This is a genomic window from Streptomyces sp. NPDC001700 (assembly GCF_053596435.1).
In genome coordinates this window covers 1-23,220 of the sequence record NZ_JBSFGE010000017.1, presented here as the reverse complement: position 1 = coordinate 23,220, position 23,220 = coordinate 1, and the positions used below count along the sequence as shown (strand labels likewise).

The window sequence follows — 23,220 nt, the reverse complement described above, 5'->3', positions numbered from 1 at the left end:
CATGACGACCCATCAAGTCAGGGGTTTCCGTGCGACGGACGCCCAGGACCTCCTCCACTCGACGCTGGCATCCGACCCGCCCCCGTTCGCCCTGCTGCGCAGAGCGGGCGCGGGCGGGGAGGAGGTGGAGGTGCTGACCGGGACGGTGGCCGAGGTGGCGACCCTCGCCGAACTGCCGTGTCCCGGACCGGCGGACGCGGCCGCCACCGGGGGCGACGGACCGGCCGAGGTGCTGGCCGTCATCCCCTTCCGCCAGGTCACCGAGCGCGGCTACGCGTGCAACGACGACGGCGAACCGATCCTCGCGCTCACCGCCGAGCGGCGCGCCGCGCTCTCCGTCAAGGAAGCCCTGGACCTGCTCCCGGACGCGGAAGTCGATCTGCGCGACGGCGGGTTCGACATCGGGGACGAGGACTACGAGAAGGTCGTCGAGAAGATCCTCGACCAGGAGATCCGCGCCGGTGAGGGCTCCAACTTCGTCATCAGGCGGTCCTTCCGGGCCACCCTCACCGACTACCGTCCCGAGGTCGCCCTGACCGTCTTCCGGCGGCTGCTGACCATGGAGTCGGGCGCGTACTGGACGTTCGTCGTGCACACCGGCGAGCGCACTTTCGTCGGCGCCTCCCCGGAACTGCACGTCCAGGTCGACGGCGGCACCGCGCGGATGAACCCGATCAGCGGCACCTACCGCTATCCGCCCTCCGGCGCGGACCTGGACGGGGTGCTGGAGTTCCTGGGCGACCAGAAGGAGACCGACGAACTCTTCATGGTCGTGGACGAGGAGCTGAAGATGCTCTCCCGGGTCTGCGACCGGGGCGCCCGGGCCCGTGGCCCGTATCTGCGCGAGATGGCCAAGCTCGCGCACACCGAATACCTGCTGGAGGGCGCCACCTCGCGGGACGTGCGCGAGGTGCTGCGCGAGACGATGTTCGCGCCGACCATCACCGGCAGCCCGCTGGAGAACGCCTGCCGGGTGATCGCCCGGCACGAGGAGAGCGGACGCGGCTACTACGGCGGCGCCCTCGCCCTCCTCGGCCGGGACGCCACCGGCCGGTCCACCCTGGACTCGGCGATCATGATCCGCACCGCCGACATCAGCCGCGAGGGCGCCCTGCGCGTCGACGTCGGCGCCACCCTGGTCCGGGACTCCCGGCCCGCCGCGGAGGTCGCCGAGACCTGGGCCAAGGTGGACGCGCTGCTGGCCGCCACCGGACTGGAGCGGCGGGCCGGGCCCACACCACCGGTCCGGCCTGCGGGCGCGGGTGCGCCACTTGCCCACGACCCCAAGGTGATCAGCGCGCTGGAGCGGCGCAACGCCGGTCTGTCGGCGTTCTGGCTGGGCAAGGAGGACTCCATGGACGCCGCGCCCGCGCGGTGGGCCGGTCCGGACGCCGGGCGGGTGCTGATCGTGGACGCCGAGGACATGTTCACCGGCATGCTCGGCCACCAGACCCGCTCGCTGGGCCTGGACGCCACCATCCGCTCGTGGGACGCGGTCCGCGCCGAGGACATCGACGGCTGCGACTGCGTGGTGCTGGGGCCGGGCCCCGGCGACCCCCGGGCCACCGCCGACCCCAAGGTGCGCGGCATCGCCGAGCTGATCGGCGGGCTCTTCGCCCGGGGCATCCCGTTCGTCGGCGAATGCCTCAGCCACCAGGTGCTGTGCGCGCTGCTGGGGCTTCAACTCTTCCCCCGGGAGCGGCCCAACCAGGGAACCCAGCGCCGTATCGACTTCTTCGGCCGGTCCGAGCCGGTCGGCTTCTACAACTCGTACGCCGCCCGCCACACCGCCGACCGGCTCTTTTCCCCACTTGCCCACGGCGCCGTCGAGCTGTGCCGCAACCCGGCCACCGGCGAGGTGCACGCGGTGCGCGGGGAGCGGTTCGCCGCCACCCAGTTCCATCTGGAGTCGGTGCTCACGGAGAACGGCACCGACCTCCTCGCCGACCTCCTCGGCTGGGCCCTCCGGCAACCCGCCGAGCTGATCGAATGCGAAGCCGACCGGTGATCGGCGAGGTGGTGGCCGCGCAGCAGCCGGAGTGGACATCCCATCCCGACTACGTGGCGAGCCGTGCCGCCCTGACCGCCGCGCCCGCGCTGGTGACCACCGCCGAAGTGGCCCGGCTGCGCGGGGCGCTGGCGGTGGTGGCCGGTGGCGGCGCGCGGATGGTCCAGCTCGGCGACTGCGCGGAGAGCTTCGAGGAGACCGGCGCCGACCACGTGCGCGCCAAGACGGCGGTGCTGCACGCCCTGGCCGGTGAACTCGCGGACGGCGGGCCGGTGTTACGGGTCGGCCGGATCGGCGGCCAGTTCGCCAAGCCGCGCAGCCAGCCCTTCGAGGACGTCGACGGGGTGCCGCTGCCCGCCTTCCGTGGCCACATGGTCAACGGCGAGGCCCCGACCGCCGAGGCGCGGGCACACGACCCGCGGCGGATGGTGCGGGCGTACGAGGCGAGCGCCGGGGTGTTACGGGTCCTGGCCCGCGACCGGGACCGCCGCGCCGCCGCACCCGCCAAGCACCTTGAACGGTTTCCCGACGGGCCCTGGGCCAGCCACGACGCGCTGGTCATGGACTATGAGGCCGCGCTGGTCCGTACCGACGAGGCCGGGCAGCGCGTCCTCGGCTCCACCCATCTGCCCTGGCTCGGCGACCGCACCCGGGCGCCCGGCTCGGCCCACGTGCGGCTGCTGTCCCAGGTGGCCAACCCGGTCGCGCTCAAGCTCGGCCCCTCCACCGACCCCGCCGAACTCGCCGAGGTGTGCGCGCTGCTGGACCCCGACCGGACTCCCGGCAGACTCACCCTCATCGCGCGGATGGGCGCCGAGCGGGTCACCGAACTGCTGCCGCCGCTGGTGGCCGCCGTACGGGCGCGGGGCCACCGGGCGGTCTGGCTGAGCGACCCGATGCACGGCAACACCGTCCGGGCGGGCGGGGTGAAGACCCGTCACCTGGCCGCCGTCGTGGACGAGGCGGTCCGCTGCAAGTCGGTCCTGGAGAGGGCGGGGGAGCACCCCGGCGGACTCCACCTCGAAGTCGCCGCGACCGATGTCACCGAATGCCTCGGCGGAAAGGTCGACGGGGTCGAGCGACTGGCCGAGCGCTATACGACGCTGTGCGATCCGCGGCTGAATCCCGACCAGGCCTCCGAATTGCTGCGCACCTGGATTCGCGCATAGGAATCCGTAGACTCGGAATACCCGCCGACGTCGATACCTGTACTGGCGGGTGCCCCTTCTCTTTCAAGAAGGTGAGGATTTGACCGAGCACAAGCACACTGCCGAAAGCGCCTGCCGGGTCGCCCTGGTCACCGGCGCGGCCGGTGGAATCGGAACCGCCATCGCACGGGCGCTCGCGGGCCAGGGAACCCTGGTGGCCGCCGTGGACCGGGACGCCGACCGGCTGAGGGATCTGGTGGAGAAGATGGCGGCGGACGGACTCACCGCCATCGCCTTTCCCGCCGATGTCACCGACAGCCAACGGATCAATGACGTCGTCGAGCTGATCGAAGCCGAACTCGGCGCCGTGGACCTCCTGGTGAACGCGGCCGGAGTCATGCGGGCCGGATCCGCCCTGGAGATGTCGGACGCCGATTGGCGGGCCATCTTCTCCATCAATCTGGACGGCGTCTTCCACTGTTCCCGGGCCGTCGCCTCGCGCATGAGGGAACGCGGCGAGGGCGCCATCGTGACCGTCGCCTCCAACGCCGGGCGGATACCCCGCACGCATATGGCCGCGTACGGCGCCTCGAAGGCCGCCGCGTCCCTCTACACCAAATCCCTCGGCCTGGAACTGGCCGAATACGGAATCCGCTGCAACGTGGTCTCGCCCGGTTCGACCGACACCGACATGCTGCGTTCGCTATGGTCCACGGATGCCGACCGGCAGACCACCCTCGACGGTTCGATGGCCACGTACAAGACCGGAATCCCGCTGCGCCGGATCGCCGAACCCGGCGACATCGCGGACGCCGTTCTCTTCCTCGCCTCCGACCGGGCCCGGCACATCACCATGCAGGACCTGTGCGTCGACGGCGGCGCCATTCTGGGGGTGTGACAAAAGGTCATGAGCATTCCCGCCATCGCGCCCTATCCGATGCCGACCGCGGCCGACCTGCCGAAGAACCAGGTCGACTGGCGGCCCGCCCCGGAGCGCGCCGTCCTCTTCTTCCACGACATGCAGGAATACTTCCTGGCGCCCTACGACCCCGGCAGCGCCCTGTACGGGGAGCTGTTGGCCAACACCCGTGCCCTGCGCCAGCGGGCGGACGCGCTCGGCATCCCGGTGGTGTACTCGGCCCAGCCCGGCGACATGGACCGCGACCAGCGCGGACTGCTGTACGACTTCTGGGGGCCCGGCATGTCCGCGCACGAGCGGGACACCGGGATCGTCGCACCGCTGCGGCCGTCCGACGGGGACACCGTGCTGACGAAATGGCGTTACAGCGCTTTCGTCCGCTCCGAACTCCGTGATCTGTTTCAGAAGTCCGGCCGCGATCAATTGATCGTGTGCGGGGTTTACGCCCATGTCGGCTGTCTGATGACCGCCGTCGACGCCTTCAGCTCCGATATCCAGCCGTTCCTGGTGGCGGACGCGCTCGCCGATTTCACCGCCGACCACCACCGGTCCGCGCTGGACTATGCCGCGCGCTGCTGCGCGGCGATCCACACCACCGAGCAGATGCTCGACTTCCTGGCCGCCGAGAAGTCCTCCGCCCGCTAGAGGGGTGCTGACCCATGAGTTCCACGGAAACGTTCCGGGTGGCCGCCACCACCGACATCCGCGCCGATCCCGCCACCGTCTTCGCCTATGTCAGCGACCTCACCCACAGCGGTGACTGGAGTCCCGAATGCCTGGGCGGGGAGTGGACCGAGGGAGAACCGGCGGCCGTCGGTTCCGTCTTCACCGCGCGCAATCACCGGGAGCCGGATGTGGTCGCCTGGGCGCCGGTCGTACGCGGGGACTGGACCACCCAATGCGAGATCGTGGAATCCGCGGCCCCGCGCGTGTTCAGCTGGGCCATGCGCACCGGCGACGGCCGCGCCCAGGAGAGCGTATGGTCGTTCACGGTCGAGCCGACGGCGAACGGCAGCGCGCTCACCCACGCCTTCTGGATGGGCGAACTGACCGAAGGCATGCGGGGAATTCTCCACGGCATGAGCGACGCCGAGGTGAAGAAGTTTCTCGACGACTGGTCGGACAAAATCGACGGCGATATGCGGCAGTCGCTCGCCCGCATCAAGGCCGCACTCGAAAACGCCTCCTGACGGCGCACGCGGACGCAACGCGAAGGGTGACGCCACCGTGATCCTGCAACGCATCGGGAACAGGGGTCTGTTCCTGGGTTCCTTCTTCGACGAAGCCGCCAAGAAGAGCCCGTACCAGAAAATCACCCTCGACCATGAACTCGACATCGCACCGGAGCTGGGCAGCGACCTCACCGTCTACGCCTGCGCGAATCTCGTCGCCGAAATGGCGTCCGCGCTGCGCGATCTGCGGGTGCGTCCGGGCGACAAGGTCGCCGTCTACAAGTCGGACGGCTTCGACATCTTCCTGCTCACCTGCGCGGTCGCCCGCGTCGGTGCCGTCCCCGTCGCCCTCTCGCCCAGCCTCGGCGGCGAGGTCGTCGCGGAGCTGCTGAACCGCTGCGACTGGCCGCATCTGATCACCGACGAGAAGAAGCTCGTCGGCGAGCTGCCGCCGGACGTGACCAAGCGCTGCGAGCGGGTCTTCCTGGTGACCGGCGAGGCCGAGGGCACCACCGCGCTGCGGCGGGACCCCGAGGCGCAGTTGCGCCCGTACACCCGGACCAGGACCCGCAGCCCCGCGCTGCTCACCCACACCTCCGGCACCACCGACATCCCCAAGCTCGTCGTCCACACCGCCCGTTCGCTGCGCGCCCGCTACCGCCCGCAGGCGCTCGGCGCCCGGCTGCTGATACGCGGCCGCGAAACCCTCGCCGTCCGGGTGTCGTTCGTCCACTCGCGCCTGGTGACGGCGCTCGCCATCGCGCTCAAGCGCGGTTTCCCGATCGTCATCACCAAGGACGCCACGCCCGAGCGGATCGCCGACATCTTCGCCGAGGTCAAACCCGGCGTCCTGGAGGCGCATCCCAATACGTTCGTGGAGTGGGAGCCGCTGGCGGACGACCCGCGCGGCCCGCTGTCCAACGTGCAGGCACTGAGCAGCACGTTCGACGCGATCCACCCGAGGACCGTGCAGAAGATCCTGGGCGCGTCGCGGCGCAGGCGCCCGTTCCACCTCCAGCTGTACGGGCAGAGCGAGATCGGGCCCACGGTCGGCCGGGCCACCTCCCGGCGGCGCGCGATGTCCGCCGACGGACGCTGCGTCGGCTTCCCGTTCCCCGGGATGACGGCGGTCCGGGTGGTCGACCGCAACGGCCGCACCCCCGGCCCCGGCGACCCCGGCTTCATCGAGGTCCGCTCGGACGGCCGGGCGCTCACCTACTTCGGCGAGGACGCCCGCTTCCAGCGGCAGCTGGACGACGGCTGGTGGCGGATGGGCGACGTCGGCTACCGCACCCGCTGGGGCTGTCTGCACGTCTCCGACCGCGAGGTCGACGTCATCCCCGGCTTCGGCAGCGCGCTGGAGGCCGAGGACCTGCTGATGTCGCGGCTCGACAGCCTGCTGGAGGTCGTGGTCGTGCCCGGTGAGGAGGGCGCGCCGACCCCGGTCGTGGTGACCCGGGACAGCGGGCCGCTGGACCTGGCCCGCTGGGCGGAGGCGGCCGCCCGGCTGGCCCCGATGCGCCCGCCGGTGCAGCTGACCCTGGACGAACTGCCGCGCACCGCCACCGCCAAGGTGCAGCGGCTGGAGCTGGCGCGGCTGCTGCGGGACCGGCCCGCCGAGCCCGGGCCGGACGCCCGGCCGACCGAATAAAGGGGGAAGGTCACCTTGTCGCAGCAGAAAACGCCCGACCACGAGCGCGTCTTCGGCTGGCTGGACGACCCGTCCGACGACCGGGGCATGCGGTTCCGGCTGGACGACGGCTCCTGGCAGCGGCTCACCTACCGGGAGCTGGCCCAGCGGACCCTGGGCGCGGCCGCCGCGCTCGCCGACGCGGGGGTGCGGCCCGGCGATGTGGTGCCGCTGGTGGTGCCCGGCGGGGAGGACTTCGTCACGCAGTTCTTCGGGCTGCTCGCGATCGGCGCCACCCCGTCCGTCCTGCCCCTGCCGCTCGCCCTGCGCGGCGGCGAGGGCTACGAGAACCAGCTGAAGGCCATCACCGCCCGCATCCACCCGCGCCACGCCATCGCCGACCCGCGCTACCGGGACGTCGTCGCGGAGAACGTGGCCCGGCTCGGCGGCGGCACCGAGGTCCTGGCGCCGCGGTACGCCGACCGCCCGGAGGAGGCGCCGCGCGCCTGGGGCGAGCTGGCGGTGCTCCAGTTCACGTCGGGCTCCCGTGGCTCACCGCGCGGGCTGCGCATCTCGATGGCGAACCTGGCCACCAACCTCCGCATGATCCAGGGCTGGATGGACCCGGTGGGCTACGGCGCGGTCACCTGGCTGCCGCTCTACCACGACATGGGGCTCGTCGGCGGGCTGCTGGGCGCGCTGACCCTCCAGGTGGAGCACGCGCTGATGCGGCCCGAGCAGTTCATCCGGGACACCCGGGGCTGGATCGCCGAGTACGGCCGCACCCCGTACTCCAACATGTGCATGCCCAACTTCGGCTTCGAGCGGGTGCTGTCGGCGGTCCGCCCCGGCGACCTCGACGGGCTGGACTTCTCCCCGCTGACCGCCGTCGTCAGCGGCGCGGAGCGGATCGACCCCGCGGTGCTGGCCCGCTTCGCCGCGCTGCTCGGCCCGCACGGCTTCGACGTACGGGCGCTGATGCCCGCGTACGGGCTGGCCGAGGGCACCCTCGCGGTGACCGGCGTGAGCAAGCACCACGTCCCCCGGATGGTGCGGGCGGGCGGTCTGGAGCGGCGGCTCGGCGAGAAGCTGGACGTGAGCGAGATCGTTGAGCTGAGCACCGTGCCGGTGGACGAGCCCTGGACCTGGCAGGTCTCCTGCGGTCCGGCGCTGGAGACCGCGCGCGTGGAGATCCTGGACGAGGACGGCGCCCCGCAGCCCGAGGGCGTACTCGGGGAGATCTACGTCGAGGGCCCCTCGGTCGCCGACGGCTACGCCGACCCCGGCCCCGACGACCTGGCCAAGCTGCACGACGGCAGGCTCTATACCGGCGACGCCGGGTTCCTGCTGGACGGCGAGCTGTATGTGATCGGGCGGCTCGGCGACAGCGTGAAGATCAACGGTCAGAACGTCTTCGTGGAGGACATCGAACTCGAACTCATCGCCTCCGGGGCCATCTCCCGGCGCTACGCGACCGTCGTCGCCGGGATCACCGGGGGCGAACCGACGGTGCTGGTGGTCACCGAACGCCCGTTGGGCGAGCGGCTGGACGGCGCGCTGTCCGTCATCGCGTCGTTCACCGGCGACGCGGCCCACGCCCGGGTGCTGTACGTCAAGCGCGGCACCATCCCCCTGACCTCCAGCCGCAAGCCCCGCCGCCGTTCGCTGTGGCTGTCGTACGTGGCGGGCGAACTGAAGGAGCGTAACGACTCGTGAGTGTTGTGGCCGCACCGGCGGAGCAGACCGCTCCGGCCGGGCAGACCTCCCGCCTCTTCACGGCCGGGCCGTTCGGCGAGCGGGTGGAGGACACCCGTAAAGGCATCGCGGAGCTGCTGCGGCGGACCTTCGAACCGGTCGCGGAACAGGCCGAGGCCGAGGGGCTGTTCCCGCGCGACGCACTGGCCGACCTCGGCCGCGCCGGACTGTTCGAGGAGCGCTGGCGCGAGGCGTCGGCGGCGGAGCCGTACGGCGACCCCGGGTTCGGCGTGATCGTCGCCGAGGAGAGCGGACGGCTCGGGCACGCCAGTCTCTCGGTCGGGCTCAGCCTGCACTGCGAGACGGTCCTGTCCATCCTCACCCGCTTCGGGGACTCGGCCCTGCTCGCCGAGTACCGGGCCGGGGCGCTGGAAGGCCGCCTCGTGGGCTGTCTCGGCGCGTCCGAACCGACCGGCGGCTCCGACCTCAACGGAGTGCGCACCCTCGCCCGCAAGACGCCCGGCGGCTGGCGGGTCACCGGCGAGAAGAAGTATCTGTCGCTCGGCCTGGTCTGCGACTTCGCCCTGCTGCTGTGCAGGCTCGACGAGGGCTCCGGGCCGGTCGACGGCAGGCTCGGGCTGTTCGCCGTACCGCGCGCCGGGCTCACGCCCCGCAAACGGCTCGACAAGGCGGGCACCGCCGCGCTGGACACCACCTGGATGCTCATCGACACCGAGGTCCCCGACGAGGCCCTGGTCGGGCGGCGCGGCGGCGGACTGCTCGGCGCCACCTGGGGGCTCAACCACGAACGGCTCTCCATCGCCGCCCAGGCCGTCGGCGGCGCGGCCCGCGCCATCGGGCTGGCCACCGCGCACCTCCAGCGCCGCAAGCAGTTCGGCAAACCGCTGATCGAACAGCAGGCGCTGCGGCTGCGGCTGGCCGAGCTGTCGTCCCGGCTGATCGCCCTGCGCTACGCCGTCTACACCGCCGCCCAGGGCGTGGCCGTCCCCGGCGCGTGCGGCACCCGCGAGATCGCGGCGCTCAAGACCACGGCGGCACGCTTCGTCGAAGAGGTCATGAGCGAGTGCATGCACCTGTTCGGCGGCCCCGGCTATCTGGAGGACGAGACCCCGCTCGCCCGCATGTGGCGCGACTCCCGGCTGGCCCGGCTCGGCGGCGGCACCGACGAGATGATGTGGGAGCTGGTCGCCGGGGGCCTGGTGCCCGACATCGCCGCCTACGACGAGGGTGTCGATCTCGGATGAAACTGCTGCTGACCGGAATCACCGGACAACTCGGCACCGCCGTCGCCGAGATCGCCCCGAGGCGCGGGATCGAGATCGTGCCGCTGGTGCGCCGCGCCCGCCCCGGCCAGGTCCCCTTCGAGCGGCTGTTCCCCTCGCTCGCCCCGGCCCAGGTCGGCGGCGATGTGCGCGAACCGCTGTGGGGGCTGACGGACGCGGAGCTGGACGAACTGGCCGAGGACGTCGACGCCGTCGTCAACCTCGCCGGGGACACCAACTGGGCGGGCAGCGGCCGCGATCTGTACGCCGTCAATGTGCTCGGTGCCGTCAACGGCTACGACGTCGCCCGCGAGCTGCAACGCCGCTCCGGCCGCCGGGTGGTCTACGGCTACGCGTCCTCGATCTTCGTCGCGGGCGGCACCCTCGGCCGGATCGCCGAGACCCCGCTCCCCGCCGACCGCCACCGCACCGCGTACGAGCACAGCAAGTGGCTGGCCGAACAGGAGCTGACGCGGCGCCACGGCCCCGGCGAACCCGATGTCCTCATCAGCCGGGTCGCCGCCCTGCTCGGCGACTCCCAGACCGGCGCCACCCGCAAGCGCAACTCGCTGTACCTGCTGGCCGAGCGGTGGGACGAGCTGCCCGGCCGGGTGCTGCCCGCCATGCGCGGTGCCCGGGTCGACGTCCTGCCGCGCGACCTCGCGGCGGGCACCCTGCTGGACGCGCTGGCCGGGCTGCACCGCTCCGGCCCGCGCCCCGAACCCGTCGTCACCCATCTGTCGGCGGGCGAGCGGGCCCCCTCGATCCGCGGCCTGCTGGAGGTGGCGCGCGCCCTGTCGCCGCTGCACTTCGGCAAGTGGCTGCGGCTGGTCCCGGCCTCCGCCGAACAGGTGCTGTGGATCTCCGCCAACGCCGAACGCTTCCTGCCGCTGTCCCAGGCGTGGCGCAACAGCGTCATCGGACTGCGCTACATCGGGCTCGACCGGGTGATGGAACGCGGCCGCCTGGCCGGTCTGGTGGACGGGCCCCTGCCCGAACCCTCCACCGAACTGCTGGCCCGGCTGCTGTTCGACCTCCCGGCGCCGAAGCGTCCCCTGGCCCCCGCCGACAGCGGATTGTCGAGGTTCCTGGCATGAACGATCCCGGCATGAACGTCTTGATTTTGGGTGGCTCCGGCTTCCTGGGCACGGCCGTGGCGCAGGCGTGCGAACGCGGCGGCGCCACCGTCCGGGTGCTCTCCCGTAGCGGCCGTACCGCCGTCGGCGAAGGCGTCCGTGGCGACGTACGGATGCCACGCCTCGGCCTGTCCGCCGCCGACCTGGCCCGGGTCCGGGACGAGACCACTCATGTGGTGCTCTGCTTCGGCTCGGTGTCCTGGACCTCCGGGCCCGGCGAGGTGCTGGAGACCCACAGCTCCGGGATGCGCCAGGCGCTGGCCTTCCTGCGCGAACTGCCCGGGCTGCGGCAGGCCGTGCACATCTCCTCGCTGCTGGCGCTCGGCCGCGCCAAGGGCCGGATCACCAACCGCGAGCTGTACACCGGCCAGCGGTTCCGCAACTGGTACGAGTACGGCAAGTACTGCGCCGAACGGCTGGTCCGGGACACCCCCGAACTCCCCGTCGGCGTCGTCCGCTTCGGCCCGGTGCTCGGCCCCGACCCGCGCGGCGGACGGCCCGACACCCGGCACGGACTGCCGATGGTCTTCCCGCATCTGCTCGCCGGATATCCGGTGCACCTGGCCCGGCGCGGGGAGTTCCCGTGCTGGATCACCGACGCCGCCTCCGCCGCGCAGATCGTGCTGAAGGCGCTCACCACGCCCATCGGCCGGTCCACCTGGACCTGGTTCGACCCGGCGCTGCCCACCCTCGGCGAGGTCTTCACCGAGGTGTGCCGCCCCTGGGGCGTCGTACCGAAGATCGTCGAGGCGAAGCAGCTCGGCCGGTTCACCCGCCTGGTCGGCGAACGGGTCGGTGCGCCCAAGGAATTGACCGAGTACACCGAGCCCTGGTTCGACCTGGACGTGGGCGTCCTGGGGGACATCCCCGAGCCCTGGCCCGTCCCCGACCCCGACTACCTCGGGGCCACCGGGGAGGCCCTGCGCGGCGGTACGGAGAGGAGGGCCCTCGTATGACCGAGCAACCGCAGACGGTGGAGATGTCCGTCGACACCGACGCGCACCCCTACTTCCGCGTCTACTCGGCGGGCAACTTCGGCGAAGTGGCGCCGCAGCGGCTCTCGCCCATGTCCTGGTCGCTGGTGGGCGACCCGATGGAGCGCGGCACCCGCGCGCTCGCCCGGCGGCTGTGGGGCCGCCCGGCCTGGGCCGAGGGCGGACACTACGTCTTCGTCGGCTACTTCGGCTGCCGCCCGTACCACAATCTGGCCGCCTACTGTCATCTGTCCGCGTCCATCCCGGGACTTCAGCCGAGCGATGTCACCGACGCGTACTTCGAGGGCATCGACTCCCCGGAGGAGCTGACCGCGCTGCGCTCCGGCCGGGTCCGCCAGGTCGCGGGCAGCGCCAAGCTGCTGGGCGAACTGCGCGACACCGGGCCCCGGCTGCGCGCCCTGGAGGAGCGGGTCGCCGAGCTGGAGTGGGGGCTGCGCGCCGCGACCACCACCGACAGCCCCATCGCGCTCGCCGGGGTGCTGCGCGACGCACAGCCCGTCCTCGAAGAGGCCTGGGCGGTGCACATCCTGACCACCTCGGGGCTGGTGCCGGTCACCGCGCTGCAGCGGCGCGTCTACGGCAAGCTGCTGCGGCACGGCAAGGAGATCGCGCACTGGCTGACCCGCCCGCGCGAACTGGTCTGGGACCGGCTGCACACCGCCGCGTCCACCCTCGACCCGTACGGCCCCGGCGACTTCCTGGCCTCCTCCTTCTACGAGGTCGCGGACGACCAGGCGCCCTGGCAGGACTACGCGGTGCGGCACAAGCAGGTCGCGGGCGGCAGCGGCGAGGCCTCCGTGGCGCCGATCGACCCGGCCGAGGCCCTGGCGGGCATGGTCTCGCCCTGGCGCAGCCGCACCGTACGGTCGCTGGCGGTCGCGGTCGGCGAGATGATGGCCGGACGCGAGCACTCCAAGTCCCTCGCGATGCGCACCCTGCACATCTACCGGCGGCTGCTGCCCGCGCTGGCGTCCTCGATGGGCGGCGACGCCGACCTGTGGCCGTATCTGACGATCCGGGAGTTCACCGAACTCGCCACCCGGCCGGGGTTGATCGAGCGGGCCCGGCCACGGATCGAGGCCTGCCGGGCGGCGCTCGCCACCCCGATGCCCGAACACCTCGACCTCACCGGCGACGACGGGGTGATCCGCCCGTGGCTGAGCCGGACGCCCCAGGGGCTGCGCGGGGTGGCGCCCGGCATCGGCACCGGCACGGTGATGACCCCCGAGGGCGATCTGCCCGACGAGCCGGTGGTCATCGTCTGCTCGTCCGCCGACGCGGACATCGCCCCGCTGCTGCCCTTCGCCGAGGGCGTGCTCAGCGAGCGCGGCAGCGATCTGTCGCATATCGCGATCCTCTCCCGCGAGTACGGGATTCCGTGCGTCGTGGGCTATCCCGGCGCGGCCTCGCTGCCTGCGGGCACGGCCGTCTCCATCAATGGCAGTACCGGAGAGGTGAACATCCTTGACCCTTCCTGACTCCACCCGGACATCCGTCCATTCCGAGACCCTGACCGCGCTGGAGGAGGTCTACGCCCAGGTCAAACGGGTCCAGCGGGATCTGCGGCCGACCGACCGCATCATCCAGGACCTGGAGATCGACTCACTGGCCACCCTGGAGATCCTGCTGGCCCTGGAGGAGCGCTTCAGCGTGGCGCTGGTCGACAACCCCAAGGCCGCCAGGATCACGACGGTCGGCGACCTCGTCGGACTCCTCGACGAACTGCGCGCCGACGCCGACGCCACTTCGACATGACGACGGGAGATGCCGTGCTTCCCGACACCGACACCGAGACCGCCTCCTTCGACGTCCTGCACACCCTGGTCATCAAGGGCATGGCCACCGCCGACCCGCTGGTGGCGGGCGCCGGGCACGACCGTGACGACGTCCTCGCCGAACTGGAGAAACTGCGGGCCGACGGGCTCGCCACCCATATGGAGCGGCGCGGACTGTGGCGCATCACGGCGGAGGGCCGCGAACGGCACGCCACGCTGATCGCCGACGACCTGACGGGCGACGCCCGGGACCGGCTGCGACCGGGATATGAGCGCTTCCTGCCGGTGAACGACCGGTTCAAGGAGCTGTGCACCCGCTGGCAGCTCCGCGACGGCACCACCAACGACCACACCGACCCCGCCTACGACCAGGAGCGGGTGTCCGAACTGGGCACGGTGCACGACGAGGCCGGCCCGATCCTGGCCGAACTGGCCGCCGTACGCCCCCGGTTCGGGCGCTACGCCGATGGGCTCACCGGCGCGCTGACCCGGCTGCGCGACGGCGACCACAAGGCGTTCACGGGCGTCATGTGCGACTCGTACCACGACACCTGGATGGAGCTGCACCGCGATCTGCTGCTCTCGATGGGGATCGAGCGGGAGGCCGAGGAGCGGGCGGGGACGCCGTGATGAGCGGCGCGGACACTCCTGTCGGCAGCGCGGACACCGTGCTGCGGCTCACGGGCGCGCTCGGCGACGGCGACCGGATCGCGGTCGGCGGCAAGGCCGTGGGGCTCGCCGCGCTGCTGCGCGCGGGGGTGACCATCCCCGACACGTGGGTGGTGCCGGTCGGCGGGGAGCCCGCCGCCGACGACCTCGCCCGGCTCGCGGCGGTCGCCCCGCGCTGGGCGGTGCGCAGCTCGGCCACGGTCGAGGACGGAGCGGCGCTCAGCTACGCGGGCATGTTCCGCAGCGAACTCGACGTGCCCGCCGCCCAGTTGGCCGACGCCATCGCCGCCGTACGGGACTCCGCGCGCAGCGGCCGGGTCGCCGCCTACCGGGAGCGCACCGCCTCCGGCCGTCCGCTGCTCGACGTCGGGATGGCGGTGCTGCTCCAGCCCTTCCGTACCCCGGTGCGCAGCGGGCTGTGGCTGGGCCGCGCGCCCGGCCGGGGGCGGCTGGAGTGGGTCCACGGCAGCGGCGACGCCCTGGTTTCCGGTGCCGTCACCCCGGCCTGGGAGGAGTGGACGCCCGAGGGGCCCGCCGGGGGCTCTGAGCCGGAGCCGCTGACGAGCGGCGGACTGCCGGTCGGCGTGGCGTGCGTCGCGCTGCAGGACGCGCTCGGCGTGCCCGCCGACCTGGAATTCGCCCTGCTGGACAGCGGTCTGGTGTGGCTTCAGTTCCGGCCGATGACCACCGCGCTGGGGGAGTCGCCGGGCGCTGTCCCCGCCGAGGCGGACGGGAAGGTCGTACATGGCATCGCCGCCTCCGCCGGGGTGGCCACCGCGCGGGCGCTGCGGCTGCGGGACATCGACGACCCCCGCTGGGAGCCGGGCGCGGTGCTGCTCGCCGAGCAGACCGACCCGGACTGGGTCCCGCTGATGGCGGAGGCCGCGGCCCTGGTCACCGCCGAGGGCGGGATGCTGTGCCACGCCGCGATCGTCGCCCGCGAACTCGGGGTGCCCTGTGTGACCGGGGTCGGCGCGGTGGCGCTGGAGCGGCTGGCCACGGGCGGCCCGGTCGCGGTGGACGGCTCGGCGGGGACGGTGGCGATCCTGTGACCCCCGTACGTGAGACCCCGGTGACCCCGGTACGCGAGGAGCTGGCCGATCTCGCCGCTGAGCAGCGGGAGTTCGGCGCGCTGGTGCGGTCCCTCGCCGACGCCGACTGGGGACGTGACTCGGCGGCGGACGGCTGGACCGTCGCCGACCAGGTGTCCCATCTGGCCGACACCGAGGAGGTCGCCCGCGACACCCTGGCGGGCGGCCCGCGCGCGTTCGCCGCGACCGTCCCCGAGTATCCGACCGCCGAGGACTTCACCGCCGCCGGATGCCGCCGGGGGGATGGACTCTCGCCCGGCGACCTGACCGCCTGGTGGGACCGCGCCGGTATGACGACCCGCCGACTCATGGCGGAGCGCGCCCCCGGCGACCGTGTGGCCTGGGGCTTCGGCATGACCACCGAGGTGTTCGCCACCGCCCGGCTCATGGAGCACTGGGCGCACGGCCTGGACATCCGGGACGCGCTGGGCCTTCCGGTGGCCGATACGCCCCGGCTGCGCCACATCGCCGCGCTCGGCCACGCCACCCTGCGCTACGCGCTGGCCCGGTCCCGGGTGCGCCCGCCCGGCGGCCGCACCCTGCGGTTGGAGCTGACCGCGCGGGACGGCACCGGCCACGCCTTCGGACCGGAGGACGCGACCGATGTGCTGCGCGGACCGCTGCTGGCGTGGTGCCGGGTCGCGACCCGGCGCACCCGGGGCGCGGCGTCGGGGCTGAAAGCCGATGGTGAACTCGCCGAACTCGCGGTGCTGTACGCGCGGGCGTATCTCTGAAAGCGAGGCAGGACGGTAGTGTGACGTCATGGTCAAGGTGGAGAAAGAACAGACAATCGCCTGTACACCGGAAGCCTTCCTCGACTTCGTGATGGACATCGAACGTTACGTCGAAGTCGATGACAAGGTCGGACCGATCTCCTGGGTGCGCAGGACCGGAAATCTCACCGAGTTCAAGTTTCAGCCCAAGCTGCCCGGGCTGCCCCTTCCGGAGCCGAAAGCCGTGGCCCAGATGCGGCTTACCCCGGGTTCGTGCATCGACATCCGTCTCGCACCGCTGCCACTGAACAAGTTCAATCACCGGATGGCCGAATTCAGCGCCCGGTTCTCCTGTGTGCCGGTGGACGGCGGCATCCGGGCCACCCGCATGATTTCCTTTGACTTCAACCCGCTCACCCGCTGGATGCTCGATCCGGTGCTGCGGCGTACCATCCCCGGCTCTGTGGAGCGGGAACTGCGGTTGAGCAAGGAGATTCTGGAACGCGCGTGATGACGCGACAGGGGGAAACCCATGGCGATATCGACGGACGACGACACCCCGGCCCCGGCCAGGGAACAGCAGGCGCATGTCATCGTGATCGGCGCGGGATTATCGGGTATCGCCGCCGCGGTCAAACTGCGGCGCGGCGGCATCACTGACTTCCTGGTCCTGGAGAAGGCCGACCGGGTCGGCGGGACCTGGCGGGAGAACACCTATCCGGGATGTGCCGTCGACATCCCCTCGTCGATCTACTCCTTCTCCTTCCACCCCAATCCGGGCTGGAGCAGGAATTTCGTCGGCCAGCCCGAGCTGCTGTCCTATATCGAGGACACGGTGGAGAAGTTCCGTCTCGCCCCGGCGCTCCGCTTCGGCACCGAGCTGCTGGAGGCCGCCTGGTCCGAGGAACGGCGGCGCTGGGTCCTCGACACCAGCCGGGGGCGCTTCGTCGCCCAGCACGTCATCTTCGCCTCCGGGCTGCTGCACGAGCCGATCGTGCCGTCCCTGCCCGGGCTGGACGGGTTCCCCGGCGATACGTTCCACTCGGCCCGCTGGAACCACGACGTGGACCTCACCGGCAAGCGGGTCGCCGTCATCGGCACCGGCTGCTCGGCCATCCAGCTCGTGCCCGAGATCCAGCCGCACGTGCGCGAGCTGTACGTCTTCCAGCGCACCGCCGCCTGGGTGATACCCCGGCTCGACTTCCGGGTCCCGGGGCCCGTGCGGCGGCTCTTCCGGCACGTACCCGTCACCCAGCGGCTGTTCCGAGGCGTCAGCGACGGCTTCCTGAAGGCACTGGCCCTGGTCATGCGCCGCCGAAGCTCCGCCCGGCTGCTCACCCCGGTCGGCAAGGGGCTCCTGCGGCGCCAGGTGCCCGACCCCGAGCTGCGCGCCCAGCTGACCCCGGACTTCACCGTCGGCTGCAAGCGGCTGCTGCTGTCGAACACCTACCTCCCGGCCCTGACCCGGCCCAACGCCCGGCTCGTGCCGCACGCCCTCGCCGGGGCGGACGGCAGCGAGCTGATCGCGGCGAACGGCGAGCGGGTGGAGGTGGACGTCGTCGTCTTCGGCTCCGGCTTCGAGATGCGCCATCCGCCGATCGCCGAACGCATCCGGGGACGGGACGGCCAATTGCTGTCCGAAACCTGGAAAGCGAAAAGCCCCGAGGCCTATCGGGCCACCACGCTGCCCGCCCTGCCCAACGCCTATCTGCTGCTCGGCCCGAACATCGTGATGTACAACTCGCTGCTCGCCCTCGCCGAGGCCCAGCTCGATTACGTCGTGGACGCGATACGCACCGCACGCGACCGGGGCATCGACGCGATGGAAATCCGGCCCGAGCCCTTCCGCTCGTTCAACGACGAGGTGCAGCGCGGCCTCGCCTCGACCGTCTACAACACCGGCGGATGCAGCAGCGTCTATCTCGACGAAAAAGGCAAGAACTTCGTCACCTGGCCATGGTCCACCAAAAGGCTGCGCAACGGCCTGGCCCGCTTCGACATCGAGAACTACGCGACGACCCCTGCGGAGCGCTGAATGTACGACTACACCCAGCCCCTGAGCCGGAGCGAGGCGAGCCGGGCCGAAGTGCGGAAGCGAACGGATATCGAGCTGCGCGGCAAGGAATGGACCCTGCTGCCGGATGTGTTCTCCCCGGCGCACTCGAAGTCCAGCCTGGCCCAGCTGTCCCTGCTGGACTTCCCGGCCGGCGGCACGTTCCTCGAAATAGGCTCCGGCATCGGACTGATCGCCGTCGAAGCCGCGCTCGCGGGCTGCCGCGCCGTATACGCCACGGACCTCAATCCGGCGGCGGTGAAGAACACCGAACTCAACGCCGAGCGCTTCGGCGTCGCCGACCACGTCACCTCCGTGCACAGCGATCTGTTCAACGCGCTCCACGACGCACCCGCGTTCGACGTGGTCTACTGGCATTCCAACAATGTGTGGGCGCCGCCGGAACTCGATCTGAGCGCCCATGAACTGGCCTATGTCGACCCCGGATACGAGGCACACCAGCGGTATTTCCGCGAGGCGAGGCATCATGTCGCGCCCGGGGGACGGGTGCTGATCGCACTGAGCAGCCGGGCCGGTCGCGCCGAGCTGGACGAGCTGGCGGCCGCCGAGAAGCAGCGGCTGATCACCGTCGACTCCACCACCGTGGACGAGCCGGAAGGCCCCGTGGTCTACGAACTGCTGGAAGTCGTCCCCTCGTAGGACGCCCCTCGTAGGGGAATCGTAGGAGAAGAGGCCCACCCTTGATCTTCGACAAGCTGCTGAGTCTGCCCAGTGACGCCGAGCCCTGGATCGTCGACCACCAGCCGATCGCCGTCGCCGCCGAGGACGAGAAGGTACGGCCGGGCGATGTCGCCGACGCCGCCGCCCGTGGCGCGACCGCCCTCCGCGCCCATGGCGTCGAGCCGGGGCGGCGCTGCGTCGTCTGGCTGGAGTCGCCGACCGACATCATCGTCGCCTACGCGGCCATCACCGCCCTCGACGCCGTGCCCATCCTGATGAGCCCGACCCTCTCCGGACCGGTCGTCGCCTCGATGGTGGAGAACGTCTCCGGCATCACCGCCGTCATCTCCACCGACGCCCGGCTCGCGGAGAGCGAGAAGACCTTCCCGGACATCGGCACCTTCATCGACTGGCGCGACATCGCCGCCGAACTCCCCGCCCACAAGCGGATATCGAGGCCCCGCGAGGTCGCCTCCGACGCCGCGTACGTCGTCGTCCACACCTCCGGCACCACCGGCACCCCCAAGCTGGCCGAGTGCTCCAGCGCCAGCATCCAGTTCAACGCCCGCGTCCAGGCCGTCATCCACTGGCTCTCCCGGCTGGACGGCCACCTCGCCCTCGCCATCTCGCCCGTACACGGCCGGACCGTGGTCGGCATCCTCGCCGCCCTCATGCGCAAGGCGCCGCTGCTGCTGCTGGAGGACGACTCCGCGGACAACGTGGACCGGATGCTCAAGCGGCACCGCCCCAGCTATCTGGAGACCCACCCCAACACCTTCCGGGCCTGGCAGCACCTCGCGCCCGGCGGCGCGTTCCGCTCGATCCGCTTCTTCGGCGCCGGATTCGACGTCATCCACCCGGACACGGTCAGCGCCCTGCTGAAGGGCTCGGACCACCGCTTCGCCGTCTGCGTCGAGGTCTACGGGCAGAACGAGACCGGGCCCATCTCCATCCGCAGCCACCTCAAGGGCACGCAGAAGCCGCTGCGCGCCCTGCGCCGACTGCGCCGCGCCAAGCTGCTGCGCGGCCACCCGGCCGGGCCCCGGTTCCCGTTCTGCCGGGTCCGCATCGTCGACGACTCGGGACGGCCCGTACCGGCGGGCACCCCCGGGCGCATGGTGGTGCACACGCCCGGTGTCTTCTCGGGATACATCAACCGGCCCGATCTGACGTCCAAGAACTACCCCGACAAACGCTGGTGGGACACCGGCGACTGGGGCACCAAATCGCGCACCGGGCGCATCACCCTGATCGACCGCCAGGTCGACAAGGTCTCCGGGGCCATCAGCGGCATCGGCATCGAGGACATCCTGCTGGAGAAGTTCCCCGAGTTCCTGGAACTCGTCGTGCTGGAAATGGGCGGCACACTTCAGCCCGTCCTCTCCCTGCGGCCCGGAACCGAATTCCGGCGCAAGGCCTGGGAATCGGCGTCCCGCCGTCTCGCCGCGATGGCCGAACCGGTCATCATCCCCGACAGCGAGTTCCCCCGGACCGTCACCGGAAAGATCAAGCGGGAGCTGCTGAAGAAAACCCTGGCCGAACAGCAGCGCCTTTCCATCAGCGTCTGAGGGAGCGTGCCCATGACCGCCACCAGCGCATCCGGCACCACCTCCAACGCGGCGTCCGGCGCGGCCAAGACACCGCTCGGCACCAAACTCATCGGCTACGTCCAGCTCGGCAAGGTCCGGATCTACCACCACGCCTACGGCTGGCTCCTCGCCCTGCTCCTGCTGCGCCTGGACGGCCGGGTCGGCGGCGACACCGCGGCCGCGCTCGCCCTGACCCTGCTCATGGTGTGCGCCACCCAGTGGAGCGGCGGCGCCGCCGACGACCTCGGCGGCTACCGGGACGGCAGCGACGCCCGTAACTACGCGGGCCGCCCCGCCTCCACAGTCGCCAAGAAACCGCTGCTCACCGGGGTGCTGACGGAACGCGAGGCAGTCCGGTTCGGCGTGGCGATGTGGGTGATCGCGATCGCCGCCGGGCTCGGGGCCGTGGCCAGCCTGGACGGTACGGCGCCGCTGGCCGCCATCCTGGTGATGCTCGTCGGGCAGATCGCCTCGGTGCAGTACTCGACGGGACTGAAGCTCAGCTATCTGCCCGCCGGACTGGAAATCACCATCTTCTACGTCATCGGCTGTATCGGCCTGGTGCCGTACTGGCTGATCGCGGGCCAGGTCTCCAGCGAATCCCTGATCGCCAGCGCACTGGTCGGACTGTGGTTCCTGCTGATCGTGTCCTATGGGAACGCGTCCGACAAAGAAGGCGACTCCGAGGTCTCCCGCTACACGCTCGCGGTCCTGCTGCCGACGGCGGCGTTCAAGGTATTCCTGGGTCTGCTCTTCGCCGCCAGCGTCACCCTGCTGACGCTGCTTTACACCACGACCCGATTCGATCCGATGCTCGGGCTCACGGCCGTGCCGGTCGTTGTCCTCCATGCCGTTCAGCTCTATTACGGTGCCGGAAAGGAAGAATGGCGAAAGGCGCGTTTCATCGGGCTCAGCTCGGTCGACCTCGGCTGCCTGGGGCTGGCCCTCGCCTTCCTTCTCGCATAACGGTCTGCCATGGGAGCGCAGTGCAGTGAACGGCGATATGACGGCGGCGTACATCACCGGTTTCGGCGGTGCCGATGACATCCGGACCGGGCCGCTGCCCCGTCCCGTACCCGGCCCGGACGAGGCGCTCGTCCGGGTCGAGGCGGTGGCGGCCAACCATGTGGACACCTTCGTCCGGTCCGGCGCGTTCGCCACCGAGGTGACCTTCCCGTTCGTCATCGGACGTGACCTGGTCGGCACCGTCGAGAGCCCCGCCGGGCCCTTCGCGCCCGGCGACCGGGTGTGGTGCAACAGCCTGGGCCACGACGGCAGACAGGGCTCGTTCGCCCAGTACGCCGCCGTGCCCGTGGACCGGCTCTATCCCCTGCCCGCCGGGGTCGACCCGGTGGGCGCGGTGGCCGTGCTGCACACCGCCGGTACCGCGCACCTCGGCCTGTTCAGGGAGGCCCGGGTCCGGCCCGGCGAGACCGTGCTCGTCGAGGGCGCGGGCGGCGGGGTGGGCAGCGCCGTGGTCCAGCTGGCGAGCGCGGCCGGGGCGCGCGTCATCGCCGTGGACCGCGCTGAGAACGCCGAGTGGTGCCGTACCTGCGGCGCGGCCGACGTCCTCGACCGCGCCGCGCCGGACACCCCCGACGTGGTCCGCCGCCTCGCCCCGGACGGGGTCGACGTGGCGTGGGACTGCTCCGGGCGCCATGACTTCGAGACGACGCTCCCGCTGCTCGCCCGGGGCGGCCGCGTCGTCCTGATGGCCGGGATGGGCGCGCGCGCCGTGCTGCCCGTGGGCGCCGTCTACACCCGCGACATCAGCCTCCACGGCTTCGCCATCAGCAACGCCTCGGTGGCGGACCTCGCGGGCGCCGCCGAGACCATCAACCGCGAGCTGGCCACCGGTCGGCTACGCGGCCGGGTCCGCGCCGAGCTTCCGCTGACGGAGGCGGCACGGGCCCACCGCCTGCTGGAAGGCCGGGAGGGCGGTGAACCCGGGCCCGGTGGCCCGGGCCGCATCGTGCTGATCCCCTGACCGGAACTGACCTGACCGGAACAGACCTGACCGGAACAGAAAGGAAGGCCGTACGTGCCGCGTCTGCTCAGCAAGGAATGGTGGGAACAGCGATTTCTGCGGATGTACGACTCCTGGCGTGACCCGGTGACCTGGCAGGTCACGGCGACCCCGGGCGGCCCCGGCGACCTGCGGCAGTTCAGGCGCCGCCGGTTCGCCCTCCTGGTCACGTACAAGCGCAGCGGCGACCCCGTACCGTCCGCGATGTGGTTCGGCCTCAAGAACGGCCGCGCCTATCTGCGCACCGGCTGCGACTCCTGGAAGGTGCGGCGGATGCGGAACAACGACCAGGTGCTGTTCGCGCCGTCCAACATCCGGGGCAAGCCCAAGGGCGCCGTCATCCCGTGCACGGCGCGCATCCTGCCGGACGAGGAGAAGCCGCGCGCCGCGCAGATCATCGTGGACTCGTACGGCAAGGGCCGGAAGCTCTACGACCGCACGGTGGCCACGGTGTACGAGGAGGCCGCGTACATCGAGATCACCCCGAACGCCCTGCTGAAGGCCGAAGCGGAACGCGCCGAGGCCCAACGGGCCAGGGACTAGCCACCCCTACGCAAGCGCCGGGCGCGTCCGGGAAGATCCCACCTCCAGCAGAATGTGCAGCCCACGCGGGGGCGGGCGACACTCGTGCTCCGCA

The 23,220-nt window shown here is 71.6% G+C and carries 22 protein-coding genes; all 22 read left to right on the top strand.

What is annotated here, in order from left to right; translation table 11 throughout:
- Position 1 precedes the first annotated feature (1 nt).
- Positions 2–2,008, top strand: a complete 2,007-nt coding sequence (locus tag ACWC5C_RS28155; RefSeq protein ID WP_450879779.1) for an anthranilate synthase family protein — start codon at positions 2–4, stop codon at positions 2,006–2,008.
- Positions 1,990–3,177: a 3-deoxy-7-phosphoheptulonate synthase gene (locus tag ACWC5C_RS28150; RefSeq protein WP_450879777.1), complete on the top strand. Its 1,188-nt coding sequence runs from the start codon at positions 1,990–1,992 to the stop codon at positions 3,175–3,177. The genes ACWC5C_RS28155 and ACWC5C_RS28150 overlap by 19 nt, the downstream gene beginning before the upstream one ends.
- Positions 3,178–3,256: 79 nt before the next feature.
- The gene (locus tag ACWC5C_RS28145) at positions 3,257–4,054 is read left to right on the top strand and encodes a 2,3-dihydro-2,3-dihydroxybenzoate dehydrogenase (protein WP_450879775.1); all 798 of its coding nucleotides are present in this window, start codon (positions 3,257–3,259) and stop codon (positions 4,052–4,054) included.
- A 9-nt stretch (positions 4,055–4,063) separates the two neighbouring features.
- Positions 4,064–4,720, top strand: coding sequence for an isochorismatase family protein (locus tag ACWC5C_RS28140; RefSeq protein ID WP_450879773.1), 657 nt, complete (start codon positions 4,064–4,066; stop codon positions 4,718–4,720).
- 14 nt (positions 4,721–4,734) lie between these two features.
- Positions 4,735–5,265 (top strand): SRPBCC family protein, encoded by a 531-nt coding sequence (locus ACWC5C_RS28135; RefSeq protein ID WP_450879771.1) that lies wholly within the window; start codon positions 4,735–4,737, stop codon positions 5,263–5,265.
- A 37-nt stretch (positions 5,266–5,302) separates the two neighbouring features.
- The gene (locus ACWC5C_RS28130; RefSeq protein ID WP_450879769.1) at positions 5,303–6,898 is read left to right on the top strand and encodes a class I adenylate-forming enzyme family protein; all 1,596 of its coding nucleotides are present in this window, start codon (positions 5,303–5,305) and stop codon (positions 6,896–6,898) included.
- Positions 6,899–6,913: 15 nt separating this feature from the next.
- Complete coding sequence (locus tag ACWC5C_RS28125; RefSeq protein ID WP_450879767.1) at positions 6,914–8,593, top strand: AMP-binding protein; 1,680 nt, start codon at positions 6,914–6,916, stop codon at positions 8,591–8,593.
- On the top strand, positions 8,590–9,837 hold the full coding sequence (locus ACWC5C_RS28120) for an acyl-CoA dehydrogenase family protein (RefSeq protein ID WP_450879765.1): 1,248 nt from the start codon (positions 8,590–8,592) through the stop codon (positions 9,835–9,837). The genes ACWC5C_RS28125 and ACWC5C_RS28120 overlap by 4 nt, the downstream gene beginning before the upstream one ends.
- The gene (locus ACWC5C_RS28115; protein WP_450879763.1) at positions 9,834–10,952 is read left to right on the top strand and encodes an SDR family oxidoreductase; all 1,119 of its coding nucleotides are present in this window, start codon (positions 9,834–9,836) and stop codon (positions 10,950–10,952) included. Before ACWC5C_RS28120 ends, ACWC5C_RS28115 begins: the two co-directional genes overlap by 4 nt.
- An 11-nt stretch (positions 10,953–10,963) precedes the next feature.
- Positions 10,964–11,947, top strand: coding sequence for an SDR family oxidoreductase (locus ACWC5C_RS28110; protein WP_450879761.1), 984 nt, complete (start codon positions 10,964–10,966; stop codon positions 11,945–11,947).
- On the top strand, positions 11,944–13,464 hold the full coding sequence (locus tag ACWC5C_RS28105; protein WP_450879759.1) for a PEP-utilizing enzyme: 1,521 nt from the start codon (positions 11,944–11,946) through the stop codon (positions 13,462–13,464). The genes ACWC5C_RS28110 and ACWC5C_RS28105 overlap by 4 nt, the downstream gene beginning before the upstream one ends.
- A complete protein-coding gene (locus ACWC5C_RS28100; RefSeq protein WP_450879757.1) occupies positions 13,451–13,741 on the top strand; it encodes an acyl carrier protein in 291 nt (96 codons plus the stop codon). Before ACWC5C_RS28105 ends, ACWC5C_RS28100 begins: the two co-directional genes overlap by 14 nt.
- Positions 13,738–14,391, top strand: coding sequence for a transcriptional regulator (locus ACWC5C_RS28095; RefSeq protein WP_450879755.1), 654 nt, complete (start codon positions 13,738–13,740; stop codon positions 14,389–14,391). Before ACWC5C_RS28100 ends, ACWC5C_RS28095 begins: the two co-directional genes overlap by 4 nt.
- Positions 14,391–15,482, top strand: coding sequence for a PEP-utilizing enzyme (locus ACWC5C_RS28090; RefSeq protein WP_450879753.1), 1,092 nt, complete (start codon positions 14,391–14,393; stop codon positions 15,480–15,482). The genes ACWC5C_RS28095 and ACWC5C_RS28090 overlap by 1 nt, the downstream gene beginning before the upstream one ends.
- A complete protein-coding gene (locus tag ACWC5C_RS28085) occupies positions 15,479–16,255 on the top strand; it encodes a maleylpyruvate isomerase family mycothiol-dependent enzyme (protein WP_450879751.1) in 777 nt (258 codons plus the stop codon). The genes ACWC5C_RS28090 and ACWC5C_RS28085 overlap by 4 nt, the downstream gene beginning before the upstream one ends.
- Before the next feature lie 28 nt (positions 16,256–16,283).
- Entirely contained in the window at positions 16,284–16,745 is a 462-nt protein-coding gene (locus ACWC5C_RS28080; RefSeq protein ID WP_385446263.1) for an SRPBCC family protein, read from the top strand.
- A 21-nt stretch (positions 16,746–16,766) separates the two neighbouring features.
- Positions 16,767–18,269 carry a flavin-containing monooxygenase gene (locus ACWC5C_RS28075; protein WP_450879749.1) on the top strand — a complete coding sequence of 501 codons (1,503 nt, stop codon included), beginning with the start codon at positions 16,767–16,769 and terminating at the stop codon, positions 18,267–18,269.
- Positions 18,270–18,947, top strand: a complete 678-nt coding sequence (locus tag ACWC5C_RS28070; protein WP_450879747.1) for a methyltransferase — start codon at positions 18,270–18,272, stop codon at positions 18,945–18,947.
- 41 nt (positions 18,948–18,988) lie between these two features.
- Complete coding sequence (locus ACWC5C_RS28065) at positions 18,989–20,536, top strand: class I adenylate-forming enzyme family protein (protein ID WP_450879745.1); 1,548 nt, start codon at positions 18,989–18,991, stop codon at positions 20,534–20,536.
- Between the two features lie 12 nt (positions 20,537–20,548).
- Positions 20,549–21,523 carry a UbiA family prenyltransferase gene (locus ACWC5C_RS28060; RefSeq protein ID WP_450879743.1) on the top strand — a complete coding sequence of 325 codons (975 nt, stop codon included), beginning with the start codon at positions 20,549–20,551 and terminating at the stop codon, positions 21,521–21,523.
- Positions 21,524–21,548: 25 nt separating this feature from the next.
- The gene (locus ACWC5C_RS28055; protein WP_450879741.1) at positions 21,549–22,544 is read left to right on the top strand and encodes an NADPH:quinone reductase; all 996 of its coding nucleotides are present in this window, start codon (positions 21,549–21,551) and stop codon (positions 22,542–22,544) included.
- A gap of 54 nt (positions 22,545–22,598) precedes the next feature.
- The gene (locus tag ACWC5C_RS28050) at positions 22,599–23,126 is read left to right on the top strand and encodes a PPOX class F420-dependent oxidoreductase (protein WP_450879739.1); all 528 of its coding nucleotides are present in this window, start codon (positions 22,599–22,601) and stop codon (positions 23,124–23,126) included.
- Positions 23,127–23,220 lie beyond the last annotated feature (94 nt).

Coding starts and splice junctions, on each gene's coding strand:
- ACWC5C_RS28105 (WP_450879759.1), top strand. CDS start 11,944: ATGACCGAGCAACCGCAGACGGTGGAGATGTCCGTCGACACCGACGCG.
- ACWC5C_RS28075 (WP_450879749.1), top strand. CDS start 16,767: ATGGCGATATCGACGGACGACGACACCCCGGCCCCGGCCAGGGAACAG.
- ACWC5C_RS28070 (WP_450879747.1), top strand. CDS start 18,270: ATGTACGACTACACCCAGCCCCTGAGCCGGAGCGAGGCGAGCCGGGCC.
- ACWC5C_RS28095 (WP_450879755.1), top strand. CDS start 13,738: ATGACGACGGGAGATGCCGTGCTTCCCGACACCGACACCGAGACCGCC.
- ACWC5C_RS28140 (WP_450879773.1), top strand. CDS start 4,064: ATGAGCATTCCCGCCATCGCGCCCTATCCGATGCCGACCGCGGCCGAC.
- ACWC5C_RS28060 (WP_450879743.1), top strand. CDS start 20,549: ATGACCGCCACCAGCGCATCCGGCACCACCTCCAACGCGGCGTCCGGC.
- ACWC5C_RS28115 (WP_450879763.1), top strand. CDS start 9,834: ATGAAACTGCTGCTGACCGGAATCACCGGACAACTCGGCACCGCCGTC.
- ACWC5C_RS28135 (WP_450879771.1), top strand. CDS start 4,735: ATGAGTTCCACGGAAACGTTCCGGGTGGCCGCCACCACCGACATCCGC.
- ACWC5C_RS28080 (WP_385446263.1), top strand. CDS start 16,284: ATGGTCAAGGTGGAGAAAGAACAGACAATCGCCTGTACACCGGAAGCC.
- ACWC5C_RS28150 (WP_450879777.1), top strand. CDS start 1,990: ATGCGAAGCCGACCGGTGATCGGCGAGGTGGTGGCCGCGCAGCAGCCG.
- ACWC5C_RS28090 (WP_450879753.1), top strand. CDS start 14,391: ATGAGCGGCGCGGACACTCCTGTCGGCAGCGCGGACACCGTGCTGCGG.
- ACWC5C_RS28110 (WP_450879761.1), top strand. CDS start 10,964: ATGAACGTCTTGATTTTGGGTGGCTCCGGCTTCCTGGGCACGGCCGTG.
- ACWC5C_RS28155 (WP_450879779.1), top strand. CDS start 2: ATGACGACCCATCAAGTCAGGGGTTTCCGTGCGACGGACGCCCAGGAC.